Here is a 23678-nt window from a genome sequence, read left to right as displayed (position 1 = left end):
GGTCTGAAGGGACGGAGGACAGTCGACCTAAAACCTCGCCCACCGCCAGACAGTCGCTGCAGCCTGTCTCTTCGCGGGGTTGTCAGGGGGCAGGGTCGGCGAACCCGCGGCCTCCACGGGCCAATCCAGCGCTAGGTCGAGAGGATTGTGACGACGCAGGCGGCTTCTTCCACGCCCCAAAGCCCGCCACCGTTTTCAGCGATCGCCAGCCTTGCGCCGTCGACCTGTCGCGCGCCCGCCTCTCCGCGCAGCTGCTGGACCAGCTCGAAGATCTGCCCAAGGCCGGTCGCACCGATGGGGTGACCCTTGCTTTCCAGGCCGCCGGAAGGATTCACAGGAATTCGGCCGCCGAGCGCGGTCTCTCCCCGCAGGGCAGCGGCTCCACCCTCTCCGAACGGGACAAGGCCCAGGTTTTCGACCTGGATCACCTCGCCAACCGCGGTCGCGTCATGCACCTCTGCGACACAGACATCCTCCGGACCCGCGGCCGCGGCCTCATAGGCCTTGAGGGCAGTGATGCGGCCGAGATGCCGTTGCAGGTCATCGGGCTCCCGATTGACCGACGATCCGAGGACACAGGCCCTGACACGGACGGCGGTTGACGCCGCCGCCAGCCGTCGCAGTCCCCGCTTCGTGCAGACTACCGTCGCAGCCGCGCCGTCGGAGATCGGCGCACACATCGGAAGGGTCAGCGGCCATACGATTCCGCGAGACGCCAACACCTCGTCGACCGTGAACGCCCGCCGGAACTGGGAGCGGGGATTGGAGACCGAGTGCCCGTGGTTCTTGGCCGATACGGCCGCAAACTCGAGGTCTGTCGACCCGTACAGCCGCATATGCTGGCGTGCGAAGGCCGCATAGACGTCCATGAACACGCTGCGCCGCTCGGCCGGGAGCGGTAGCGCCGCCTCATTCATTCCACCGAGCTCAAGCAGGCGCTGCCTGCTCTCGGCTACGGCCGCGACGTCCCAGCCCGCATCGAAAAGGGCGAAGGAACGCGTGCGGTCCGTCTGGATCATCTTCTCGGCGCCGACCGCCAGAACGATATCCGCGCCCCCCGCACGAAGATGATTGATCGCCCCGTGCAAGGCGGTAGACGCGCTGGCGCAGGCGTTTTCGACATTCACGATCGGAACGCCCTCAAACCCCAGGGGTCTGAGGGCGACCTGACCACGGATCATGTGCTGACCTTCAAGGGCGCCCTGGCCGGTGTTCGCGAACCAGACCCCCTCGATGGATGAGATGGCGCAATCTGCGTGGGCCAGAGCGTCCGTGATCGCCGCGGCGGCGAGATCACGGACGCTCTTGCCCGGATGCTCGCCGAAGACGGTCATCCCGACGCCGGCAATGAACACATCCATGGCGGAGGCCTAAAGCACCTTGTCGAGGGCGTAAAAGGCCGCCCAAAGGTCCGGCACCGGATCGCGGGTCTCAACGGAGCCGAGGAGATTGAAGCCGACGTAGACCGGGTCGTTCGGATGACGTGCGCCGCGTCCGGACTGGTTGGCGGCGTCGCGTGCCTCCACGCCAGAGAACTGGTCCATGATGGCGCGCATGTCCTTGGTGCGGACAAGGCGATCCATGTCGGAGGCAATGGTCCGACAGAGGATTTTCCACACGCCGTCGCGCTTTTCGAAGATGTCGATGTAACGGCCCTGGTGCCAGTAATCGAGAAACCCGTCGCCGTCCGGCTGGCGCAGCCGGTGCACGACCGACCACTGGGATTCGCAGAAGGCCTGGGAGCCCTTCAGATCGATGATGGTGTTGGTGATCGCGTGGATGCTGGCCTCGATCTGCCGCAGGACCGGGATCACATAGTCGCAGAAGGCATGCGCATTGCCGCTGAAGAAGCCGTGATCATCGTGACCATCAGGCCAGTAGCAGGCCTTGAAGGCGTCCAGATCGCAACGGTCAGCAGCGCGGCAGTAGCGATGGATCACGTCCCGGATGGCATCCTTGTCGCGCAGGACGCCCAGCTCAGATTCGAGGATCGCGAGACGATCTTCCGTGGTGGTGGCCATTCTCTTTTTCCCCGATCAACTAGGATTTGCGCGCCGAAAAGACGCGGTTCTTCAGAATTCCGATGCCTTCGATCTCGAGCTCGACCGTGTCGCCGTCCTGCAGCATGCGCCCCTGCTCGAGCCCGCAGCCGCCGCCGACGGTCCCCGATCCCAGGATCTCGCCGGGATGCAGCGTCTCCGAAGTGCTGATGAAGGCGATCAGATCCTCGAAACTGTAGGTCATCGTGCTGCTGGATCCCTCGGACTGAACCTCGCCGTTGATCCTCACGATCATGCGGGCCGAGTAGGGATCGAACTCGTCGGCCGTGACGATCCAGGGGCCCATGGCGTTGGCGTTGTCGAAGTCCTTCGACTTGGACGGCCCCAATGAACTCAGCATCTCCTGGCCCTGGGTGTCCCGGGCGCTGAAGTCGTTGAAAATGGTGAAGCCGAAAATGTAGTCGCGAGCCTCCGACACAGGGATATCCCGACCTCGCCGGCCAAGGACGCACCCCATTTCCAGCTCGTAGTCCATGACCTGGGAATAGGCCGGCCAGACCACGTCGGTATCGGTGCCGGTCACCGCGAACCGATTGGCCTTGTAGTAGATCGGGCGCTGATAGAAGGCATCCCGCATCGCCTGGTGACGCGCGCTCGGCTCATTGGCCCCGCTCATGCGCATGCTGGCGTCGATCGACCCGAGAAGATGCCCCTCGAAACACATGCAGTCACGGACCTGGACCGGCACCGGCAAAGGGGCGAGAAGGCGGACGTCGTCGAGCGGGACGAGATGGGTCGTTGCGGCGGCCAGGTCCTTGACCAGGTCCAGACCAGCCTGCCCGCTCTCGATGAGAGCCTGCATGGAGGCCAGCTCCGGGCTGTGACCGCCACCGCGCCCGGCATGGGCCGCGGCAAGGTCGACCAGCGCCCCACCGGTGGCGGCCAGCACCCCAATTCTGGGCGCTCCGCCGGCCACCGGGACAAACGTCGCAAGTTTCACGAGCTCTCCTATTCCCCAAAGCTGTAGGTCAGGCGAAGCCCCACGGTGCGGGGTTCGGCCCAGATCTCGCGCTGCGAATTGCCAGTCGAGTTCAGGACCTGGCGACGATAGCGCTCATCGGAGAGGTTGCGCCCCCAGAGAGAGACGGCCCACCTGTCGCCCGTGATGCCCGCCGACATGTCGACCAGACCCAGCGCGCCCTCGCTCGACTCCGGGTCGATCACGTTGTTGTCGGCCTCAAAGTAGATCTCGTCCCGCCACGCATAGCCCAGTCGGGCGTCGAAACGTCCCCAGGCGGTCGGACGGGTGTAGTTTGCGGCGATACTGAACGTGGTCTTGGGAGACCGGGGCATCTGGTTGCCGCTGAAATCGAAGGTCGCATTGAACACGTAGTTGTCGAAGGTCGCGTCGAGGTAGCCGTAGTTCAGATCGAACGACCAGTTTTCCGAAGCCACCCACTTGGCGTCGACCTCAAGGCCCTGGATGGTGCTCGAAGCCGCGTTGCTGATTACGATCCGGGTTACGCCGCCGCCGATCGGAACAAGCCGCAATTGCTGAAGATCTTTGTAGTCCATGTTGAACATGGCGACATTGAATCGCAGGCGGTCGTCGAACAGCGTTGATTTGAGTCCTATCTCAATGGACTCCACGTCTTCCGGGTTGGCGACCTGGTTGGCGGAAAGGGCGTCAATCGCGATGAACTGGAAGGCGCCCGACTTGTAGCCTGTGGCCCAGGACGCGTAGAGCATCACGTCGTCAGAGAATTTGTAGTTCAGCGCGATAGACGGATCGAATGATTTCCACGAACGGTCGACTGCGGCGCTGTACGGGCTGATGACAAGACCCGGAACGGTGGTGGTGGTGTCGAAGACCACATCCTTCTTGTCCTTGCTGTAGCGACCTCCCAGGCTAACGGAGAGCGCGTCAGTCATTTGCCACTGAAGCTGACCGAACGCGGCCATCGAGGTGGACTCGAGGTCGAAGCCGAAGCCCCATCCAAGCGGGGCAGGCGCGACCAGGAACGACAGTAGCGAGGCCGGGCCGAAGTCAATGAACTCAGTGCGGGTGACGTTCTCCCGCGCGTAGTAGAGGCCGAAGACCCAATTGAACGCATCGGCCTGATGGGCGACGCGGAACTCCTGGGAGACCTGATCGGAATCCTCTTCAGCGCGATAGACCTGGAACGGCAGAACAGTTCCATCGAGATCGTCGCGTTCGTCCAGCGCCATGCCGCGCGCCGCCGTGATCGACGTGAAGTCGAGCTCGCCTCTGGACCAGTCGAGTTGGGCTGAAACGCCGTAGGTCTTCTTCACGATCCCCTGATCATTCTCATCACTTGACGGATGATAGGGGTCGGACGGCTCCGCCTGAGCCACGTAGCCCGGAGCGAGGGCGCCAGGTGCGGTCGCAGCGCCCCCCAGTGTATTGGGGACCAGGACGAGGGGCGGTCCATCCGAACGCGCGTAGTCGCCCGAAAGCCTCAGCTTCGCGTCGCCGCCGAGTTCAAACAGCGTCTTGCCGCGGATCGCCCAGGAGTCCTCGCTGCCGCCACGAACATCCGTGCCGGTCACAGGCTGGAAGCCGTCGCGGGTCCGTCGCGAGACGCTCAGAGAGCCGTACGCCCCGTCCTGCGAGATCGGCCCTGACACCGATGCCGTCAGGCCGAAGAGGTTGTCCCCTGACGTTTCGCTCGCGCCCATCTCGCCGGACACCTTGCCGGTGAAGGTGGTGGAGGGGTCCCTGGTCACCACCGAAATGGCGCCGCCAATCGTATTTCGGCCGTAGAGCGTGCCCTGCGGCCCCTTAAGAACCTCGACGCGTTCAACGTCCATCAGATCCAGGTCGAGGGCGCCGAAGCGGCCCAGGTAGACACCGTCCACGAACACTCCGACCGAGGGGTCGCTGCCGGCATCATAGCCACGGGTCCCGATGCCCCGGATGAAGATCAGAGGCTTGGATCGATCAGCCGCTTCGAAGAAGACGTTGCTCGTAAGACGGCTGAGGTCGTTGAGCTCTGTGTAGCCCGCGTCCTCAAGGGCCTCGCCCCCAATAGCCGAAATCGACATCGGCACGTCCTGCAGGCGCTCCTCGCGCTTGCGGGCCGTCACGATGACCTCGCCAACACTGACGGCAGGCGATTCAGACTGAGCCCGCGCCGTCATGGGCAGGGCCACGATGGCAGAGCTGCCCAGGAGCGCGATGAGCGCGGCCTTCCTGTGCTTAGCGATGGTGTTCATGTTGATACCCTCCCCGGTTTCATGGCCCACATTTGTCGTTCGTTTTCTTTGTGGTACGATTATCGGTACATTGGTACCATCAAGAGGTCAAGCATGCCGAGTTCCGAGATTCTCGCCTTCAATCAGGACGCCCGAACCCGGAAGTCGGTTCTGTCCAGCGCCTATGATCCGGCGGCAATGCGACAGGCCCTGTTGGGTGATGACGGCGCAGGCGACGCGCCTCGTCTTGAGCGACGGGGAAATCCAGACGCGGAGCGACTTGTCCTGGCGGTCGCCGGCGGCGGGTTCTTTCTGCCCCCGGGAGAACAGCATCGGGCGCTTCTGGACCGACTCTGCGAGCGACTGGGCGCCCAGGCGGCGATCCTTCATCATCGCCTTTCACCCGAGCATCCCTTCCCGGCGGCCTATGACGACGTGGTCTCAGGAGTGGCTTCGGCGTTCGCGTTCGAAGGGGTCAGGCGGGTAGACGTCGTGGCGGATTCCTCTGGCGCCGCGCTGGCCCTGAGCGCCCTGCTGGCGCGGCGAGATCTTGGTCTGCCCTTGCCGACCAGCTGCGTGCTGATCTCCGCGCTTACAGACATGGCCATGACGGGGCTTTCGCACGTCGCCAACAGCGAGGCTGATCCGATGTTCGGGCCCGGGGCGATCATTCACAAGGCATGGCACTATCTTCAGGGCGCAAACCCGACCGACCCCCGGGCTTCACCCTACTGGGGAGACCTGGCCGGGCTTCCCCGGATGCTGATGTTCGTCGGAAGCACCGAGATCATGCTCGACGACACCCTGCGCTTCGCAAGGAAGGTCGAGGCGGCCGGCGGGACGGCAAGAACCGAGGTCTACGAAGACGCGCCGCACGATTTTCCGCTGATCCCGCACTTCCCCGAGGCTCAGGCCGCTCTGGAAGAAATGATCCACTTCCTCAGCGAGGATTAGCGATCAGGGCGCCGGATGCTCGACGATGCCGTGCAGAATGAGCTGGAAGAGTTCGGCAAAGGCTTCACTCAGACTGATCTGAGGGGCCTGAAGGACGGCGATTTCGTTGATGCGCCCGACAGCAGCCAGGAACACTTCGGCCACCAGTTGGGAATGGAATCCTCTAAACCGCCCCCGTCGGATGCCATCGTCGAGGATTTCGCGAAGGATGTTTGTGCGCTCACGCTGGTGGGCCTCAAGCAAGGCCAGCGCAGGCCTGAACGTCTGCACGTCTTCCATGAACTGACGGCTGGCCTGACGGGACTCACTCACGCCGGGGCTCAGATACGCGCCGATACGCTTGACCGGATCATCGAACTCGAGCGCGCCCACCCATCCCAGGTGCCGGATGCGCTCTAGCCATCGCTCCATGACCAGAAGGGCGAGTTCCTGCTTGCTGGGTGCGATCTCGTAAAGCGTCCGCTTGGAGCACTTCAGTCGCATCGAGAGGTCATTGATCGTGCGCTTGCGGAAGCCCTCCTCAAGGAAGATCGCCTCCAGATCGGCGATGATCTTTTCGTGCCGTTCGCCAAGGCGAACGTGCGTCAGGCTGTTGGACGGCGCCGCGATCATCACCCTCGGATAGCGACAATCGCGGCGGCCTTCAACATCAGCAATTGATATTGAAGGGTACTTTTGTACCCTCTATGGTACCTTCTCGAATAGCAGTCCCCGAGAAGGCTTATGACCAACGGCCGCCACACCCTTTGCCTCTCCGACGTCCTGGCGTCAGCCTTAGCCAGACACGGCGACAGGACTGCCATCAAGACCGACGACCGTCAGGTGAGCTACGCCGAGCTGGACCGGGCATCGGATGCCCTTGCCGCATCCCTTCAGCGACATGGCATCGGCAGGGGTGACCGGGTGGCCCTCCACCTGCGGAACTGCATCGAATATGTCGTCGCCGAATTCGCGATCCTGAAGCTCTGCGCGGTCAAGGTGCCGCTGAACGAATTGATGGCGCCAAGCGAGATCACCTACTGCCTCGACCATGCCCAGGCCAGGGCCCTCATCCGCCACGCTTCGCTGCCGGAGGCCAGTGAGCCGGTCAACTCCATCCAGGTGACCCTGTGCGCGCCTGAAGACGAGTTCGAGCCGCAGGGCCGGGAATGGCTCGCAAGCCTGGCCGCCTACACGGGAGGCTTTGTGCGCAACGCGCCCCACGCCGATGACATGGCCGTGCTGGCCTACACGGGTGGGACGACCGGTCGCCCCAAGGGCGTCGTCCACATTCAGTCGACGCTGGCGATCAATCTCTTCGCCCACGTCGTCAGCGGAGACATCCGGTCCGATGAGGTGATGCTGCTGACGACGCCGCTGCCCCACTCGGCCGGCTTTCATCTCCTCGCCTGCCTGCTGCAGGGGGGGCAGGCGGTGATCGCAAGACGATTTGAGCCCGAATCCTTTGTCCGCCTGACCCTGGAGCACGGCGCCACCTGGACCTTTGCGGTGCCGACGATGATCTACCGCCTGCTGGACCATCTCAAAGCCAACCCAGCCGACCTGCCCAGCCTCAGGACCTTCGTTTACGGCGCCGCGCCTATGAGTCTCGAACGCCTACAGGAAGGACTCGCCGTCTTCGGGCCTGTGTTCCTGCAGATCTATGGCCAGACCGAGTGCCCGAACTTCGTCACGACGCTGACCAAGCGTGATCACCTCGACCAGACTCTTCTCACATCCTGCGGCCGCCCTGTCCCCTTCCTGACAATCGACCTGATCGGGCCGGAAGGCAGGCAGACGCCGAACGGATCGGTCGGTGAGATCCAAATTCGGTCTCCCTACAATCTGGTCGAATACTACCGCGATCCAACCGCCACAGCCGACGCGCTCGTCGAGGGCGGGCTGCGAACCGGGGATCTCGCCGTCAGGGATGAGCGCGGCTATCTCTTCCTCGTTGATCGCGCCAAGGACATGATCATCACCGGCGGCATGAACGTCTATTCCGTCGAGGTCGAGCGGGCGCTGCGGGATCACCCCGACATCAGGGAAGCGGCCGTTGTCGGCCTTCCCGATCCGGACTGGGGGGAGAAGGTCACGGCGGCTGTCACCGCGAATGAGCCCCTGGATATCGCCGCAGTTCAGGCCTTCGTCCGGGCGCGCCTCTCCGCCTACAAGTCACCGAAGTCCATCGTAGAGATCGGCGCCATGCCGCTCACACCCTATGGCAAGATCGACAAGAAGGCGCTCCGGACAATCCTTGCGGCTCTGCCGTGACCGGTCCGCGCTCGAAGGCGCCTACAAGCACCGCTGTCACCCTCGCGGTCCTTTTCGCCGTCAACATCTTCAGCGTGATGGATCGAACGATTTTCTCGATCACAGCGCCGTCGATCGCAGCAGAACTCGATCTGTCGGACTCCCAGATCGGCGCGCTTGCCGGGCTGCTGTTTTCGGTCTTCTACGCCGTATGCGGCATCCCGATCGCCCGCCTGGCTGACAAGGGCAATCGCGGTCTCGTCGTGTCCCTGTCCCTGCTGGCGTGGAGCGCAGTCACGGTCCTGACCGGATTCGCCCAGTCGTTTCTGCAATTGGCCTTCGCGCGCATCGGCGTGGCCGTGGGCGAGGCCGGCGCCACACCCGCTGCACATTCGATCCTGGCCGAGCGGTTTCCCCTTGGACGGCGAGCGGCCGCGATGGCCATCCATAGCGCCGGCGCGCCCGTTGGGGCGTTCCTGGGATTGGCCATCGGCGGCTTCCTGGCGTCGGAGGTGGGCTGGCGGTGGACCTTTGTCATCCTGGGGGCTCCCGGCGCCCTGCTCGCCGCGGGCGCATGGCTGCTGCTGGACGAATCACGCCGCCCCCGCCCCGCGGCGGCTTCATCGCACTCGCTGAAGTCCGACCTCGGCGAACTGTTCGGAATTCCGGCCTACCGCTGGCTCCTCTGCGGCTTTGCCGTCGGTGCCTTCATCATCAGCGGCCTCACCCAGTGGTTGCCTTCCCACTTCATCCGCACCTTCGAAGCGTCACCGCGAGAAGTCGGGGCAGCCTTTGGCCTCGCCTACGGACTGGGTTCTGCGACGGGCATGCTGGTCGGCGGCTGGCTGACCTTTCACCTCGTCAAAAGGACGCCGCGCTGGACGATGTGGATGGCGAGCCTGTCCTACCTCGTGGCGGCCCCGCTTGGCGCGATGGCCTTGATGGCGAGCAATTCACAGGCTGCCTACATCAGCATCGGTCTGATGAGCGCCGCTTCGACCGTGGCCTACGGACCGGTGTTCGCCCTGATACAGGAATTGGCGCCGGCAAGACTGCGTTCGCTCGCATCGGCGACCGCGCTGTTCTGCGCCTCTTTCCTTGGCGCCGGACTTGGCCCTCTCGCTGTTGGGATGCTCAGCGATACCCTTGGCGGCCTGGATGCCGAACGGCTGAGGGTCTCTCTGCTTGTCTTGCTGAGCTTCTCCCCGATCCCGGCGCTGCTGTACCTCCTGTCAGCCCGATCGATGAAGATTGCTGCTCGAGGGAGCTGACTCGCTCTGGTTCCAACGGCTGCGCTCTCATCCGCCGAAGCGGTCGGGGCCGTGAGAGCCGATGACACTTGAAGGCGTGCCCATCCAGCGCCCGCTCACCAAGTCCCTTCAGACCTGAACCTTGAAACAGTTTGGCGCCGGCCTGCCCCCTTCAGCCAGACACCTGAATCGAACCTTTGGTCCCCTGACAGTCGCGACCAGAAATCCACCGGACTGTTCCCGGAGGACCCGAACCGCCGACCTCGGTCGAGGATGCACGATCCTGGCGACAAGTCTGTCCTGGGACCCCGCACAATCGGGCGCTCGCCGCAGATCGCCCGGCATGCCGTGAGGATGACGAAATCAGCCCACCTCGCTTCCCGCCAACAGCGGCCTGTGCGCCTATTGCCCGACGATCCTCCCGTCCTGCAGAGTGACCCGTCGGGTGCAACGCGCAGCGACATGCTCGTCGTGGGTGCAGATCAGGAAGGTGGCTCCGTCTTCGCGGTTCACCTCCTTCATCAGGTCCAGCACCTGATCGGCAGACTCCCGGTCAAGCGCGCCGGTCGGCTCATCGGCCAGAATTAGGTCAGGCCGGTTCATCAGCGCGCGCGCGATCGCAACCCTCTGTTTCTGGCCGCCGGACAGGCGGGTCGCCCGAAAATCCATGCGGTCCTCCAGGCCGACGCGCGCCAGCAGGTCCCGCGCCCGACGGCGCATGGTGTCCGACACGCCCCCGGCCGGCGCAGCCGCCGGGAAGGCGACGTTTTCGGTGGCCGTGAAGTCGGGCAACAGGTGATGAGACTGGAAGACAAAGCCGAGACGACGGCTGCGAAACAGTGTGCGTCGCGCATCCGACAGGGCCTCGACGCGCTCACCGGCGATTTCAAGCGTCCCCGCGGTCGGCCGCAGCAACAGCCCCATGATCGAGAGCAGGGTCGACTTGCCGGAGCCGGAGGCGCCCAGCAGGGCGGTCAGTTCCCCCGTGCCAAGTTGAAGGTCGACATCCCGGAGCACTGACGTCTGTTCATCGCCATTGCGAAAGGTCATGCCGATGCCGCACGCCGCGAGAAGCAGCGTCATTGCTGAATGGCCTCGAGCGGATCGAGGCGCGCCGCCGATCTTGCCGGGGCGACCGAGGCCAGCACCGCGCCGAGCGTCGTCAGGATCATCGCGGCCAGATAACCGCCCTGCTCCGGCGCGATCGGAAGCATCGGCGTTCCGTCAGGTCGGGTCAGACCCGCCAGCAGCCGACAGACGCCGTAGCCGACGCCGCAGCCGGCGAGCCCGCCGATCAGACCGATCATAAGACCCTGGAGGATGAAGACGGTGGAGACAAAGCCCCCGGAGACGCCGAAGGCCCGCATGATGCCGATCTCGCTTCGCCGTCGATAGGTGGACAGCACCAGCGCGCTGGCGATGCCGATGATGATCGAGACGAGGGAAAACCCCTGGATCAACGAGCCGGTCTGGGCCTGCGCCGTCAGCGCGTCGTTCAGGCTCAGATTCTTGTCCTGCCAGGGCGTCGCCCTCAGACCGGTCGCCCCTTGCAGAAAGGCCGCCACGGGGCGCGCCTGTTGCGGATCGACGAGCTTGATCTCGATGTCTGTGACCCCCTCCGGCAGCAGGAACAGGGGGCGCGCGAGAGATAGCGACAGGTAGGCGATCCGCTCATCGACGGCCTGCACTCCAGTGCTGAAGACCCCCTGGACCGTGAGCAGTCGCTCGACCCCGCGATCGGTCCGCAGCAGCACCGGCTGTCCCGGGGACAGGCCCAGGTCGCCGGCCAGACGATCGCCGATCAGGATCCCGCCCGCTTCGAGATTGGCGTCGCCCCCGACCAGCATGGTGCTGATCGGCGTGATCGCGTCGAGTTCCTGCGGTTCGACACCCGTGACCGAAACCGGGGCGGCGGATTCGCCCTTCGACAGGAAGGCGTTTCCCATGATCTGCGGACTGACGGTCGAGACGGACGGTTGCTGCTTCGCAAGCGCCACCGTCGAGGACCATTCGCGGATCTGTCGCCGCTGGAAGGTCGAGACAAGCGCGACGGCCTCGGTGTCGACACCCGGCCCGCCCAGCACCCGGGCGACCCGCGTGGCCGGTTCGAGCGTCACATGGGCGCTGTTCGCCGTAACCTGGGCGGTCAGGAGGATCGCGAGCCCCTGGATGAGCGCCGTGATGAACACGAAGATCGTCACGCCCAGCGCGACACCGGAGACCAGCAGGGCTGTCTGAAGGGGATTGGACAGGAGATAGCGGCGCGCAACCGTGAAGGCGAACAAGCCGTCACCCGCCGGTTTTCTTGGCGGCGCCCGTCAGCGGCCGTACGTGATCGCCAGGCCGGAGCTTGCCCGGACTCACGATGATCCGGTCGCCCGGCGACAGCCCGCTTTCCACAATGGCGTTGAGCGATGGCCAGCGCAGAATGGTGACGCCGCGAAGGCGGGCGATATCGTCCGCGTCGACCACATAGACCTTCGGGGCGGTTGAGGCGTCGATCACCGCCGTTCTGGGAATGACCAGGCGGTTCGCGCGGCGGTCCACGACAATGCTGACATCGATCGAGCGGCCGGGCGCGAGCGCCGGACCATCCATGGCGACCAGCTTGATCAGGCGGCCGCCGGTCGCGCTGTCGACCTGCGGCGACACTTCGGTGACCCGCGCCGCAAACGGCGCATCGGATCCTGTCGGAACGGCCCTGGCCGACAGGCCGGGACGCAAGGCGTCGGCGTAACTTTCGTCGACCTGGACCTGGATCTCCGTCCCCTGGAGAGAGCCAAGCACGAACAGGGTCGTCGTCGGCAGGACGACCTGGCCGTTGTCGATCGGACGCAGAAGCACAAGGCCCGCCATGGGCGCGCGGACCGTGAATTGTCCGGCCAGTTCGGCTGCGGCCGCCATCGTCGCGGTCGCGGCGTCGAGGTTCGCTTCGGCCGACTGCAGCGTGGCGCGCGCTTCGTCGAGCGCCGCCCGGGTCGCGAAGCCCTTTTCCATCAGGATACGGGTGCGATTGAACACCAGTTGCGCGCGCTGACGTTCAGCGCGGGCCGCCCGGACCTGCGCTTCGCCGACCGCCGTCTGCGCCTCTTCGACCGTGGCCTTTATGATGGCCAGAGGCTCGCCCCGGGCGACGCGATCTCCATCGTCATGCAGCAGGCGGATGACCTGGCCCGGATTCGGCGAGCGGACATCCAGCAGGTCGGCTGGTCGCGCGCGGCCGACAACGGCCAACACGCGCTCCACGGTCGAGAACCTGACGACAAGAACGTCGACCGTCGGCGGCCGGGTGACCCGCCAGACGATTCCCACCGTCAGGGCCGCTGACGCGAACAGGGCCAGACCGATCCAGAGGTTGCGGATTCGCCGCGCGACCGGCGGCGGAGACGGATGTGATGGCGTCACAGGCGATTGGGCGTCGACGGCGGAAAGGAGTGTCTTCGGAGGGGTCAGCGACCTGCTCCCCACGCGATCGACGGTGGCGTTGTCCTGCTGCGCTTGCCTCCCGGGAGGTGTTGCGTCGCCACTTCAGGCCTGAAGCCGTCGGGTCGGCGCAACGCCGACGCGACTGGATTTCGGGAGTGCGACCAAGGTGTAGGCTCGTGGCATGGCCAGACGAACGCGTGGACGGTCATTCCGTTGCGTCGGGGCGGCAAACCGAACTGCGCCGCCGGTCACCTGCGGGAGACCGGTCAACCCCCGACCGACCCCACCGCCAGACAGGCGGGGCGACCCGGCGCCATGCAGGGGTGTCCAGACCCCCCGGGGACACAGCCGTGGTTCGGCCGGCTGACGCGCCCTCGTTTGGACGCGCCCGCGAGACCATCGCCGGCCCGGCTCAGGCCCGCTTCCGGCGCGGATCGCGCACGGCGACGACAAGGGTCAGCAGGGCCGCCGTGAGCAGGCCCAGAGAGGCCCCGAAGACGACATTGTAGCCGAGCAGGTCCGCCACCGTCCCGCCGATCAGCGGGCCGAGGGTGGCGGTGACCCCTTCAGCGGTCGCCGAGATGCCGATCCGCATCGGCAGGTCGTCCCTGTGGCCGAACTCCAGGATCATGGTCTGCGAGGCCATGCCGTAGCCCGCCTGTGCGGCGCCCAGGATGAAGAAGGCGAAGAAGATCGCCATCGGCGCGCCCTGGGTCATCAGCAGCACGGTCGCGGCGATCCAGCCGATCATCGCCAGCAGGAGTACGATCCGAAAGCCGGACCGGTCGCCGAGGTAGCCCCAGGCGATGTTGGACACGGTGTCCGCGCCGAGGAAGGCCAGGGACAGAAGGCCCAGCGTGGCCCCGTCCAGGTGCATCGTGGCGCCCACATGCAGGATGTAGAACGGCGTCGCGATCCGGGCTGAGGTGGCCAGCATCTGGACCACCAGGAACCAGCGATAGGCAGGGTCGGCGGCGATCAGCCCTGGAATATCGCGCATGCGATCCCGCATGCGGGCGGGCTCGCGGATCGTCGGCGGGACCGGTTCGCGGATCTGGTATTGCAGGAACCACAGCCCGGCGCTGGTCAGGAAGAAGGCCAGGATAAAGGTGGTCGAATAGCCGTTGCCCAGGACATTGGCCTCGATCAGGTATTTGCCCGAGACATAGGCCAGGACAGCGGCGATCAGCCCCCCTATGGCGTTGCGCCAGGCCTGCAGGCGACCTCGCAGACTGACCGGAATGACCTTGGACATCAGCAGGGTGAAGGCCACCCGCTGGGCGCCCATGAACACCCCGAACAGGAACAGGAACATCAGCAGGGTGACGACCTGCGCCCGGTCCTTCAGGAACCAGCCGGACAGGGCCATGCCAAGGATCGCCAGTCGCCCCAGGCTGCCCAGGACGATGGCCGCCGGCATGATCTTCAGCCGGTGCTCCATCTTCGCCCCGGCCACCAGCGGCGAGACGATCGAGCCGACCTGCTGCAGCGCCAGGCCCAGACCGACGATGGTGTTCGAGCCCGAGATCAGGTGCAGGTAGGCCGGCATGAAGGTCGGCGCGTTGATCAGCCGAAAGCCCGTCATGCCGAGCATGCCGTGCACGAAGTTGCCGATGTAGTTGCGCCGCAGATTGTCCCAGATGAACGTCTGGAACGCGGCCTCCCGCACGGCCATGTCCTCCGACACGGCCGCGGGAGCTTCGGGCTCTAGAGCCGCTGCAACGGGATCATCCGTCTCGCTGGTCAATACCCCTGCATCCTGCCCCAGCGGTCGCGGTGCCAGGCGGCGGTTCCGAACAGGGCCTCCACGGCCCGCGCGCGCTTGAGATAGAGGCCGGCGTCATGGGCGTCGGTCATGCCGATGCCGCCGTGCATCTGGACCATCTCGCGCGAGATCAGGTTCAGGGTGTCGCCGGCCACAGCCTTGGCAAGGGCGGCCTGCTGCGGCAGGTCATCGGCGTCCTGGTCGATGGCCGAGAGGGCCGCCTCGACGCAGGACCGGGCCAGCTCCAGTTCGCTGAACATCTTCGCCGCCCGGTGCTGCAGCGCCTGGAAGCTGCCGATAGTCTGGCCGAACTGCACCCGGGTCTTGAGGTACTCGAGCGTGGTGTCGAAGGCCTGGGCCGACATGCCGAGCATTTCCGCCGACACCGCGATGCGGGCGACATCAAGCGTGCGCTCCAGCAGGGCGTAACCGCCACCGACCTCGCCCAGCACCGCGTCGGCGCCGAGCTGGATGCCGTCCAGGGTCAGGGCCGCATGGTCGCGGCTGTCTGCCGTATGACGGGCGCTCCTGGTCAGGCCCTCGGCGTCAGCGGGTACGAGGAACAGGGTGATCCCCGCTTCATCGCCGGGCGCGCCCGCGGTGCGGGCCGACACGAGGTAGAGGGACGCGGCCATGCCTTCGGCGACAAAGGTCTTGGTCCCGGACAGGCGATAGCCGCCCCCGACGGCCTCGGCCTTCAGGGCCGTGCGGACGGGGTCATGGCGCGGGCCTTCGTCCACGGCCAGGGCGGCCACCGTCTCGCCCGAGGCGATCTTCGGCAGCCAGGCGGCCTTCTGGACTTCGGTCCCGGCGCGGACCAGGGCGCTGGTCACGGCCATAGACGACACGCCCAGCGGGGACGCCGCCAGGGTCCGGCCCAGCTCCTCGAGCACCAGCCCGAGACTCAGGTAGCCGAACTCCGACCCGCCATGGGCTTCGGGGACAACCACGCCGGCCCAGCCCATCCCGGCCATTTCGGCGAAAGCCTCTGGCGCGTAGCCCAGCAGGCTGCCGCTGTCGCGCGCCTTGCGCAGCGCCGCCACCGGAGCCTTTTCCTGCACCCAGGCCCTGGCGGCGTCGCGCAGCATCGATTGTTCTTCGGTCAGAACGGCCATGTCGCGCGCCCCCTACTGGTGATCAAGAAGGCCAAGGATACGCTTGGCGATGATGTTGTTCTGGATCTCGGCGGAGCCGCCGTAGATCGTGGTCGCCTTGCCGCCCAGCCAGTTACGGGTCTGCTCCAGCTCCTTGTCGGTGAAGCCTTCGCCCTCCCAGCCGAGGCCCTGGGAGCCCATGATCTCGATGGCCAGTTCAGCGCGTTCCTGGCCAACCTTGGAACCGACGTTCTTCATGATCGAGGTGGCCGCCGACGGTCCGCCGCCACCCTTGCTCTCCGCCTGGGCGCGCATCAGAGTCAGCATGAAGGCCTTCGCCTCCATCTGGTGCCGGATCAGCCGCGCGCGCAGGTCCGGATCGGCGATCCGGCCGGTTTCGTCCACGCCGATGTAGTCCCTGGCCAGCTTGTCCAGCGGTGTTCCGGCCGCGAACCGACCGGCCGATCCTCCGCCGCCCGAGAGGCTGTTGCGCTCGTGGATGAGCAGCCGCTTTCCAATGGTCCAACCCTTGTTCAGCTCGCCGACCAGGTTCTCCTTGGGCACCTTCACGTCGGTCAGGAAGGTCTCGCAGAAGGGCGAATTGCCGCTGATCAGCTTGATCGGCCGCACCTCGACGCCCGGTGTCTTCATGTCGAAAAGGATGAAGCTGATGCCCTCGTGCTTGGTGGTGAAATCGGTCCGCACCAGGCAGAAGCACCAGTCGGCGTACTGGGCGCCGGACGTCCAGACCTTCTGGCCGTTGACCAGGAAGTGGTCGCCCTTGTCCTCGCAGCGCGTCTGAAGCGCCGCCAGGTCGGAGCCCGCGCCCGGCTCGGAATAGCCCTGGCACCAGCGGATCTCGCCCTTGCAGATGGACGGGATGTGCCGCTGCTTCTGCTCCTCGCTTCCGTATTCCAGCAGGGTCGGGCCGAACATCATGATGCCCATGCCGCCGATCGGGTTGCGGGCGCCGATGCGGTTCATCTCCTGCTGCAGCACGCGGGCCTCGGCCGACGACAGGCCGCCGCCGCCGTACGCCTTGGGCCAGGTCGGCGTGCCCCAGCCCTTCTCGCCCATGCGCTGTTTCCACAGCAGGGCGTCGCCCTCGACCGGGCCGTAGGCGTTGGCCATGGCCACGTCCACGCCGGCGAGAGACGGCGGGAAGTTGGCCCCGAGCCAGGCCTTCACGTCTGCGCGGAAGGCCTCCGTGTCGGCGCCGCCAAAATCGGCCATGTCGTTCCTCCTGGTGGTCGTCTTGTTCTTGTGGGTCGTGTTGTTCGTCGTGGGTCGTCGGGCGGCGTTGACGCCGATCAAATCTGTCGGGCGCGGCCTTCCCAATAGGGCGCGCGCACCTTGTTGCGTTGAATCTTGCCGGCTTCGGACCTTGGCAGTTCGGTCACGAAGTCGAGGCTTTTGGGCACCTTGAAGCTGGCCAGATTCGCCCTCGCGAAGGCCAGGATTTCCTCGGCCAGCGCCGGGCTGGGCTCATGGCCCGGGTTCAGCAGGATGACCGCCTTGACCTGCTCGCCCCACTCGTCGTGCGGCGCGCCAATGGTCGCCGAGTCCGCCACGGCGGCGTGCTTGACCAGTTCGTTGTCGATCTCCTGCGGATAGATGTTCACGCCGCCGGAGATGATCGTCTCGGCGTTGCGGCCGGTGAGGAACAGGTAGTCGTCCTCGTCGAAATAGCCGACGTCGCCCATGGTGAAGAAGTCGTCGACCCGCGACGCCCGGGTCTTGGTCTCGTCCTTGTAGTAGGTGAACCCGCCGCCGGGCGGCATCTGCTGGTAGATGCCGCCGGCCTGGCCGTTGGGCAGATCATTGCCCGCCTCGTCGAGGATCCGGACCTGCAACAGGGCGGGCCGCTTGCCCACGCTGCCCGGCTTGCTCAGCCACTCGTGAGAGTCGATCAGGAACCCGGCCCCGCCCTCGGAGCCGGCGTAGTATTCGGTCAGCACCGGGCCGAACCAGTCGATCATCGCCCGCTTGACCTCCGGTGGGCAGGGCGCGGCGCCGTGGATGATGAAGGTCACATGGTCGACCGGGTACTTCGCCTTCACCGCGTCCGGCAGGGCCAGCAGCCGCTGGAACATGATCGGGACGAGATGGAAGTGGGTGACCTTCCGTTCACTGATGGTCCGCAGCACGCCTTCGCTGTCCCACCGGTCGATGAACACCAGCGGGACCCCGCCGGCCATGGCCGCCCGTACATCGAAGGCCAGCGGCGCGGCGTGATAGGCGGGGCCGGCGCACATCTGCACCGAGGTCGCCGGGTCATAGCCGCGCATCAGATAGGTGGCGTAGGGCGTCACGGCCGGCACGGGCCGGTGCACCCCCTTGGGCCGGCCGGTGGTGCCGGAGGTGTACATCATGCCGTTGCCGAGCACGGGATCGGGGATGTCGGTTCCGTCGAACGGGGCGATGGCCGACTCGTAGGGTTCGAACCCCTCGATCTGCCCGCCGATCGCCAGCTTCAGCAGTGGGCCCGGACAGGCCGCAGCAGCTTCGGTAAGGGTCGCCACACGCGCCTCGCCGATCAGGGCCTTCGCCTCGCAATCGCGGATGATGTAGGCGATCTCGTCCGCCGACAGGTGCCAGTTCACCGGCGTCAGCCGAAGGCCGCAGCGCAGGGTGGCCGCCAGCACCTCGACGAATTCAACCCGATTGGAGCAGACGAGGGCCACGGCGTCGCCCGGGACCAGGCCCGGGTCCCGGAACAGCCGCACCAGCCGGTTGGCCCTGGCGTTGGTTTTGCTGAAGCTGTGCGCCGTTCCGTCGGGGTCGTAGACCGCGATCCGATCCGGCTGCAGGTCGGCCCACACCGCGAGCGTCATGCCTTGCAGCGCGGCCTCATCCAGGCGTTGGACCCGTGCAGGGTCAATGTCGGCGAAATCCATCCACGCCTCCGCAAGGCGCGACAGCGACCTCGCCTCAAGTCTGGTCTATTCGGACGGGATTCCGCAATCCGGCTTTCGAGGGTGCTGACGAGGCGACCCTGGCGCGCCTCGCCGAAATCGCCCGCCGGTCGCCCTCGCTGAGTGGCGAACGGTCATGGGCCAAGGCCCGGTCTGGATCGGGAATTGCGCCCGACCGGAGACGGATTGCCGTTAGACTCCCCCCCAGCCCGACCGATTTCACGCCGCAGCTAGGCCAGCGCCCTGGCGAGGGCGTCGGTGCTGTCGCGGCGGGCCATGGCGGCGATCGTGACGCCAGGCGCGACGTTGAAGGCGTGGAAGCCGCCCGGATAGACATGCAGCTCCACCGGCACGCCGGCGCGCAGCAGGCGGCGGGCGTATTCCAGGTCCTCCTCGAGGAACAGATCGAGAGAGCCGGTCGAGATGAAGGTCGGCGGCAGGCCGGACAGGTCTTCCGCCCGGGCGGGCGCCGCGTACGGCGAGACCCCCTCGATCCCCGGGGCGTGGCCCAGCAGGCTCGACCAGCCGAAATGGTTGTTGTGGGCGGTCCAGATGTACTCGCCGACGAACGGATGCGGATCGGCGGCCACGCAGGTCCGGTCGTCCAGCATCGGATAGATCAGATGCTGGAAGGTCAGGCGGTACTGGCCGCGATCCCGCACCAGCAGCGCCAGCGCCGCGGCGAGGCCGCCGCCGGCGCTCTCGCCCATGACCCCCACCCGTGCGGGATCGATCTGCAAATCGGCGGCGTTGGCGAACAGCCAGGCCAGCGCCGCGTAGCAGTCCTCGACCGGGCCAGGATGGGGCGTCTCCGGCGCCAGGCGGTAGTTCACCGAGACGATGCAGCAGCCGAGGCTGGCGGCCAGCGGGCGATGCCCGCCCTCGTTCTGGGCCGCGTCGCCGGCGACATAGCCGCCGCCGTGGATATGGAAGATGCAGGGCAGCGGACCGACGGCGTCGCGCGGCCGGTAGATCCAGACCTCGACTTCCGGCGCGCCGTCGGGACCGGGAACCTTGCGGACCGTCAGGTCGGTGCGGGCGATGTCGTCAGGACTGACCGGAAACCATGGCGGCCGGGCGCGCATCGCCGGCAGCATCCCGGCCGTGATCGCTACGGTCGGGAACGCCTCCAGCATCGGCAGGAGCTGCGGGTCGACGAGGTGGCGGCTGTCGGGCTGGGTCACGATCACAAACCTGCTGCTGAAAAGAGACGCGCCGCAACGGCCGGGATCGGTGCGGTGACGACGAGACGGGCGTCCTGACTTCCGGATGTCCGGCCGGTCGTCAAGACCGCATCCCTTCGGGAGGGCGCCTGCCCGGGGGCTCTAGCCGCCCGGATGCAGGCCCGGCGCTTCCTGGCCGGTGCGGGCGACATACTCGGTGTAGCCGCCGCCGTACTGATGGGCGCCGTCGGGGGTCAGTTCCAGCACACGGTTCGACAGGGCCCCCAGGAAATGGCGGTCGTGCGAGACAAAGAGCATCGTGCCCTCGAAGTCCGCGAGGGCCGCGACCAGCATCTCCTTGGTCGCCATGTCGAGGTGGTTGGTCGGCTCGTCGAGCACCAGGAGGTTCGGCGGATCGAACAGCATGCCGGCCATGACCAGTCGCGCCTTCTCGCCGCCGGACAGGACGCGGCAGGGCTTTTCGACATCGTCTCCGGAGAAGCCGAAGCAGCCCGCGAGGGTGCGCAGCGCGCCCTGCCCCGCCCGCGGGAAGGAGCTTTCCAGAGATTCGAAGATCGTTTCTTCGCCGTCCAGCAGATCCATCGAGTGCTGGGCGAAGTAGCCCATCCGCACGCTGGCGCCGATGTTGACCACGCCCTGGTCGGGCGTGATGGCGCCCGCGACCAGCTTCAGCAGCGTCGACTTGCCCGCGCCGTTGGCGCCGAGGACACACCAGCGTTCCTTGCGGCGGACGAGGAAATCGAAGTCCTCGTAGATCGGCTGGTCGCCGTAACCCTTGTGGACGCCCCGCAGGTTGATCACGTCGTCACCCGACCGCGGCGGGCTCCGGAACTCGAACTGGACCGACTGGCGACGACGCGGCGCCTCGACGCGGTCGATCTTGTCGAGCTTCTTCACCCGGCTCTGGACCTGGGCGGCGTGCGAGGCGCGCGCCTTGAACTTCTCGATGAACTTGATTTCCTTGGCCAGCATCGCCTGCTGGCGCTCGTACTGCGCCTGGCGCTGCTGTTCGCTGAGCGCGCGCTGCTGGTCGTAGAAGTCGAGATCGCCCGAATAGGTGATCAGCGAGCCGGCATCGATCTCGACCACCTTGCCGATGATGCGGTTCATGAAGGCGCGGTCGTGCGAGGTCATCAGCAGCGCGCCGTCGTAGTTCTTCAGGAACGCCTCGAGCCAGATCAGGCTTTCCAGGTCCAGGTGGTTGCTGGGCTCGTCCAGCAGCATGCCATCGGGCCGCATCAGCAGGATGCGGGCGAGCGCCACGCGCATCTTCCAGCCGCCGGACAGCAGCCCCACATCGCCGTCCATGCGCTCCTGGCTGAAGCTCAGGCCGGCCAGCACCTCGCGCGCCCGGGCTTCCAGCGCATAGCCGTCCAGTTCCTGGAAGCGCTCCAGCACCTCGCCGTACCGCTCCATGACGGCGTCCAGCTGGTCGGCCTGGTCGGGATCGACCATGGCCGCTTCGAGCGCCGACATCTCGGCGGCCAGCGCGCTGACGGGGCCGACGCCGTCCATCACCGCTGCGACCGCGCTCTGACCGGACATCTCGCCGACGTCCTGGCTGAAGTAGCCGATCGTCATGCCCGGATCGATCACCACCAGCCCGTCGTCGGGCTGCTCCTGGCCGGTGATCATCCGGAACAGGGTGGTCTTGCCGGCGCCGTTGGGGCCGACCAGCCCGACCTTTTCGCCCTTCTGGACCCCCATTGAGGCTTCGATGAACAGGATCTGGTGGCCGTTCTGCTTGGAGATGTTGTCGAGGCGGATCATGGGGCGGTCTGCTAGCGCGGGAGCGGGGCGAACGCCAGCCTTCGAGGCAGGCCAGGGCGTGACGCCTTCCCTGCCGACGGGCGGAAGGTTCAAGTTCAACTCGGCGCCCGGCGCGGTGTAGGGTCGCCTCAGCCTTGGGGGGAACGACATGACTGAACTGCTGACGCCGGCCGCGGTCGTCCTGGGCCCCGTGTTGCTGGTGGCGCTGGTGAGCCTGATCCGGCGCTCCGTGCGGTTCCGGTGGGCCAACGTCTTCAAGCTGTATCTGACGCTGCTGTTCGGGTTCTTCGGCCTCTACGGCCACATCCTGCAGCCCCAGTCGGTGGTCGACCTGATCCCGCCGTTCTTTCCGCTGCGGCTTGAGTCCAGCTACGCCAGCGGCGTGCTGGAACTGGCGTTCGCGGTCCTGATCTGGACGCGCTGGGCGCGGATCACCGGCTGGGCGATCATCGCCTGGCTGGTCCTGATCCTGCCGTTCAACATCTATGGCTGGACCGTCGCGACCAACGTGCCGAGCTACGCCAATTCGCCCTGGTATCTGTGGATGCGCATCCCGCTGCAGGCGGTGTTCATCGCCTTCGCCTGGTTCGGGACCCGGGAGGAGGCGCGGGACAGCCCAGCGCCGGAGCCCCACGCCGCCCCGGCGGGCTGAGGTCGCGACCCGGGGGTCGGTCTTGCCGCCGGGTCATTTTCCGCTGGACTGACGGCGCGTCACAGGCGCCAGACAGCCGCATTCGATTGCACCAATCCGGGGTCACACATGCAGTTCGACGACGTCATCCGCGGCCGCCGCAGCATCCGGGGCTACAAGCCCGATCCCGTTCCCAGGGCGCTGATCGAGGAGATCCTCGCCCTGGCGATGCGCGCACCGTCGTCGATGAACACCCAGCCGTGGAACTTCTACGTCGTCACCGGCGAGCCGCTGAACCGGATCCGCGCCGGCAACACCGAACGCACGCTGGCCGGCGTTCCGCAGTCGCGCGAGTTCCGCACCGGTCAGGCCTTCGCCGGCCAGCACCGTGACCGACAGGTCGGCGTCGCCAAGCAGCTGTTCTCCGCCATGGGCATCGCCCGCGACGATGCGGAGATGCGCCAGGACTGGGTGCTGCGGGGCTTTCGCCAGTTCGACGCGCCGGTCTGCGTGATCGTGACCTATGACCGCGTGCTGGACGGCAGCGACGACACGCCGTTCGATTGCGGCGCCGTGGCGACGGCCCTCGTCAATGCCGCCTGGTCCCGCGGCCTGGGCGCGGTGATCAACAGCCAGGGCATCATGCAGTCCCCCGTGGTGCGTGAGCACGCCGGGATCGCCGAGGACCAGGTGATCATGAAGAGCATCGCGCTGGGCTGGCCGGACGAGACCTTCCCGGCCAACGCCGTGGTGTCCGAACGCAAGTCGGTCGATGAGGCCGCGGTGTTCGTCGGCTTCGACTAGACCGCCCCGGGGCTGATCGAGGGTCTGTCCTGCGCGTCAGTCCGTATGCAGCCGCTCGGCCTCCTCAAAACCGTCGCCGTGACCGACGCTCCAGCCCAGCAGATAGCCGACGATGAGGCCCGCCAGCAGCCCGCCCAGTCCACAGGCGATCAGGGCGATCAATCCGGGCATTGGCAGAAGCTCTCCGGCATGCCGCAGCCGTCACAGGTGCGCTCCGGTCTGAAGACAAGCAGCCAGACCAGGCCGCCGATCAGCAGCAGGCCGATCCCGGCCAGGATGGCAAAGGCCAGCGGGCTCATGCGCCGCCCTCCCCTTTGCCGGATCCGGTCCCACGCGCCCTTCCGGGCCTGACCCTGCGGGTCCCACCTTGTGTCATGCCACCCTCGCTGACGCCCCCACGGCGCCGTCGAGGGTAGACTAGGACGCCCACACGTCAG

The 23678-nt window shown here is 66.4% G+C and carries 21 protein-coding genes; 5 read left to right on the top strand and 16 right to left on the bottom strand.

From position 1 onward, the window contains the following. Positions 1-131 precede the first annotated feature (131 nt). Genes AC3WJT_RS08765 through AC3WJT_RS08750 form a run of 4 tightly spaced genes read right to left on the bottom strand, consistent with a single transcriptional unit; the run spans position 132 to position 5237 of the window. Positions 132-1361: a thiolase family protein gene (locus AC3WJT_RS08765; protein ID WP_492342727.1), complete on the bottom strand. Its 1230-nt coding sequence runs from the start codon at positions 1359-1361 to the stop codon at positions 132-134. Between the two features lie 9 nt (positions 1362-1370). Next, positions 1371-2021 carry a nuclear transport factor 2 family protein gene (locus tag AC3WJT_RS08760; protein WP_492342726.1) on the bottom strand — a complete coding sequence of 217 codons (651 nt, stop codon included), beginning with the start codon at positions 2019-2021 and terminating at the stop codon, positions 1371-1373. Positions 2022-2040: 19 nt separating this feature from the next. Then, positions 2041-3000 carry a fumarylacetoacetate hydrolase family protein gene (locus AC3WJT_RS08755; protein ID WP_492342725.1) on the bottom strand — a complete coding sequence of 320 codons (960 nt, stop codon included), beginning with the start codon at positions 2998-3000 and terminating at the stop codon, positions 2041-2043. Between the two features lie 8 nt (positions 3001-3008). After that, positions 3009-5237, bottom strand: coding sequence for a TonB-dependent receptor (locus AC3WJT_RS08750; protein WP_492342724.1), 2229 nt, complete (start codon positions 5235-5237; stop codon positions 3009-3011). 21 nt (positions 5238-5258) lie between these two features. Here AC3WJT_RS08750 and AC3WJT_RS08745 point away from each other — a divergent pair, with 21 nt between their 5' ends. Further along, positions 5259-6170 carry an alpha/beta hydrolase fold domain-containing protein gene (locus tag AC3WJT_RS08745; RefSeq protein WP_492342723.1) on the top strand — a complete coding sequence of 304 codons (912 nt, stop codon included), beginning with the start codon at positions 5259-5261 and terminating at the stop codon, positions 6168-6170. Positions 6171-6173: 3 nt separating this feature from the next. Here AC3WJT_RS08745 and AC3WJT_RS08740 read toward each other — a convergent pair whose 3' ends face one another. After that, complete coding sequence (locus AC3WJT_RS08740) at positions 6174-6782, bottom strand: TetR/AcrR family transcriptional regulator (RefSeq protein ID WP_492342722.1); 609 nt, start codon at positions 6780-6782, stop codon at positions 6174-6176. Between the two features lie 111 nt (positions 6783-6893). On the opposite strand from AC3WJT_RS08740, the gene AC3WJT_RS08735 reads away from it, so the two are divergent. Beyond that, on the top strand, positions 6894-8423 hold the full coding sequence (locus tag AC3WJT_RS08735; protein ID WP_492342721.1) for a class I adenylate-forming enzyme family protein: 1530 nt from the start codon (positions 6894-6896) through the stop codon (positions 8421-8423). Then, positions 8420-9673 (top strand): spinster family MFS transporter, encoded by a 1254-nt coding sequence (locus AC3WJT_RS08730; protein ID WP_492342720.1) that lies wholly within the window; start codon positions 8420-8422, stop codon positions 9671-9673. The genes AC3WJT_RS08735 and AC3WJT_RS08730 overlap by 4 nt, the downstream gene beginning before the upstream one ends. Positions 9674-10054: 381 nt before the next feature. Here AC3WJT_RS08730 and AC3WJT_RS08725 read toward each other — a convergent pair whose 3' ends face one another. The 9 genes from AC3WJT_RS08725 to AC3WJT_RS08685 all read right to left on the bottom strand — a co-directional run bounded on the left by AC3WJT_RS08725 (position 10055) and on the right by AC3WJT_RS08685 (position 21806). Beyond that, positions 10055-10735 (bottom strand): ABC transporter ATP-binding protein, encoded by a 681-nt coding sequence (locus AC3WJT_RS08725; protein WP_492342719.1) that lies wholly within the window; start codon positions 10733-10735, stop codon positions 10055-10057. Further along, a complete protein-coding gene (locus AC3WJT_RS08720; RefSeq protein WP_492342718.1) occupies positions 10732-11937 on the bottom strand; it encodes an ABC transporter permease in 1206 nt (401 codons plus the stop codon). The genes AC3WJT_RS08725 and AC3WJT_RS08720 overlap by 4 nt, the downstream gene beginning before the upstream one ends. A gap of 4 nt (positions 11938-11941) precedes the next feature. Further along, positions 11942-13057 (bottom strand): efflux RND transporter periplasmic adaptor subunit, encoded by a 1116-nt coding sequence (locus AC3WJT_RS08715; RefSeq protein WP_492342717.1) that lies wholly within the window; start codon positions 13055-13057, stop codon positions 11942-11944. Between the two features lie 433 nt (positions 13058-13490). Continuing rightward, positions 13491-14825, bottom strand: a complete 1335-nt coding sequence (locus AC3WJT_RS08710) for an MFS transporter (RefSeq protein ID WP_492342716.1) — start codon at positions 14823-14825, stop codon at positions 13491-13493. Beyond that, positions 14822-15958 carry an acyl-CoA dehydrogenase family protein gene (locus AC3WJT_RS08705; protein ID WP_492342715.1) on the bottom strand — a complete coding sequence of 379 codons (1137 nt, stop codon included), beginning with the start codon at positions 15956-15958 and terminating at the stop codon, positions 14822-14824. The genes AC3WJT_RS08710 and AC3WJT_RS08705 overlap by 4 nt, the downstream gene beginning before the upstream one ends. A gap of 12 nt (positions 15959-15970) precedes the next feature. Then, positions 15971-17170 (bottom strand): acyl-CoA dehydrogenase family protein, encoded by a 1200-nt coding sequence (locus AC3WJT_RS08700; protein ID WP_492342714.1) that lies wholly within the window; start codon positions 17168-17170, stop codon positions 15971-15973. A gap of 77 nt (positions 17171-17247) precedes the next feature. Continuing rightward, positions 17248-18834 (bottom strand): AMP-binding protein, encoded by a 1587-nt coding sequence (locus tag AC3WJT_RS08695; protein WP_492342713.1) that lies wholly within the window; start codon positions 18832-18834, stop codon positions 17248-17250. Between the two features lie 248 nt (positions 18835-19082). Next, positions 19083-20036, bottom strand: a complete 954-nt coding sequence (locus tag AC3WJT_RS08690) for an alpha/beta hydrolase (RefSeq protein ID WP_492342712.1) — start codon at positions 20034-20036, stop codon at positions 19083-19085. 141 nt (positions 20037-20177) lie between these two features. Beyond that, on the bottom strand, positions 20178-21806 hold the full coding sequence (locus AC3WJT_RS08685) for an ABC-F family ATP-binding cassette domain-containing protein (protein WP_492342711.1): 1629 nt from the start codon (positions 21804-21806) through the stop codon (positions 20178-20180). A 148-nt stretch (positions 21807-21954) separates the two neighbouring features. On the opposite strand from AC3WJT_RS08685, the gene AC3WJT_RS08680 reads away from it, so the two are divergent. Beyond that, a complete protein-coding gene (locus tag AC3WJT_RS08680) occupies positions 21955-22458 on the top strand; it encodes a DoxX family protein (protein WP_492342710.1) in 504 nt (167 codons plus the stop codon). A 108-nt stretch (positions 22459-22566) separates the two neighbouring features. Next, the gene (locus AC3WJT_RS08675; RefSeq protein WP_492342709.1) at positions 22567-23241 is read left to right on the top strand and encodes a nitroreductase; all 675 of its coding nucleotides are present in this window, start codon (positions 22567-22569) and stop codon (positions 23239-23241) included. A 36-nt stretch (positions 23242-23277) separates the two neighbouring features. Here AC3WJT_RS08675 and AC3WJT_RS08670 read toward each other — a convergent pair whose 3' ends face one another. After that, entirely contained in the window at positions 23278-23412 is a 135-nt protein-coding gene (locus tag AC3WJT_RS08670; RefSeq protein WP_492342708.1) for a hypothetical protein, read from the bottom strand. After that, positions 23400-23540, bottom strand: coding sequence for a hypothetical protein (locus AC3WJT_RS08665; RefSeq protein WP_492342707.1), 141 nt, complete (start codon positions 23538-23540; stop codon positions 23400-23402). The genes AC3WJT_RS08670 and AC3WJT_RS08665 overlap by 13 nt, the downstream gene beginning before the upstream one ends. Positions 23541-23678 lie beyond the last annotated feature (138 nt).

This window comes from Caulobacter sp. FW305-C-30-S16 (assembly GCF_058783025.1).
This window is presented reverse-complemented; position numbering and strand designations above follow the sequence as displayed.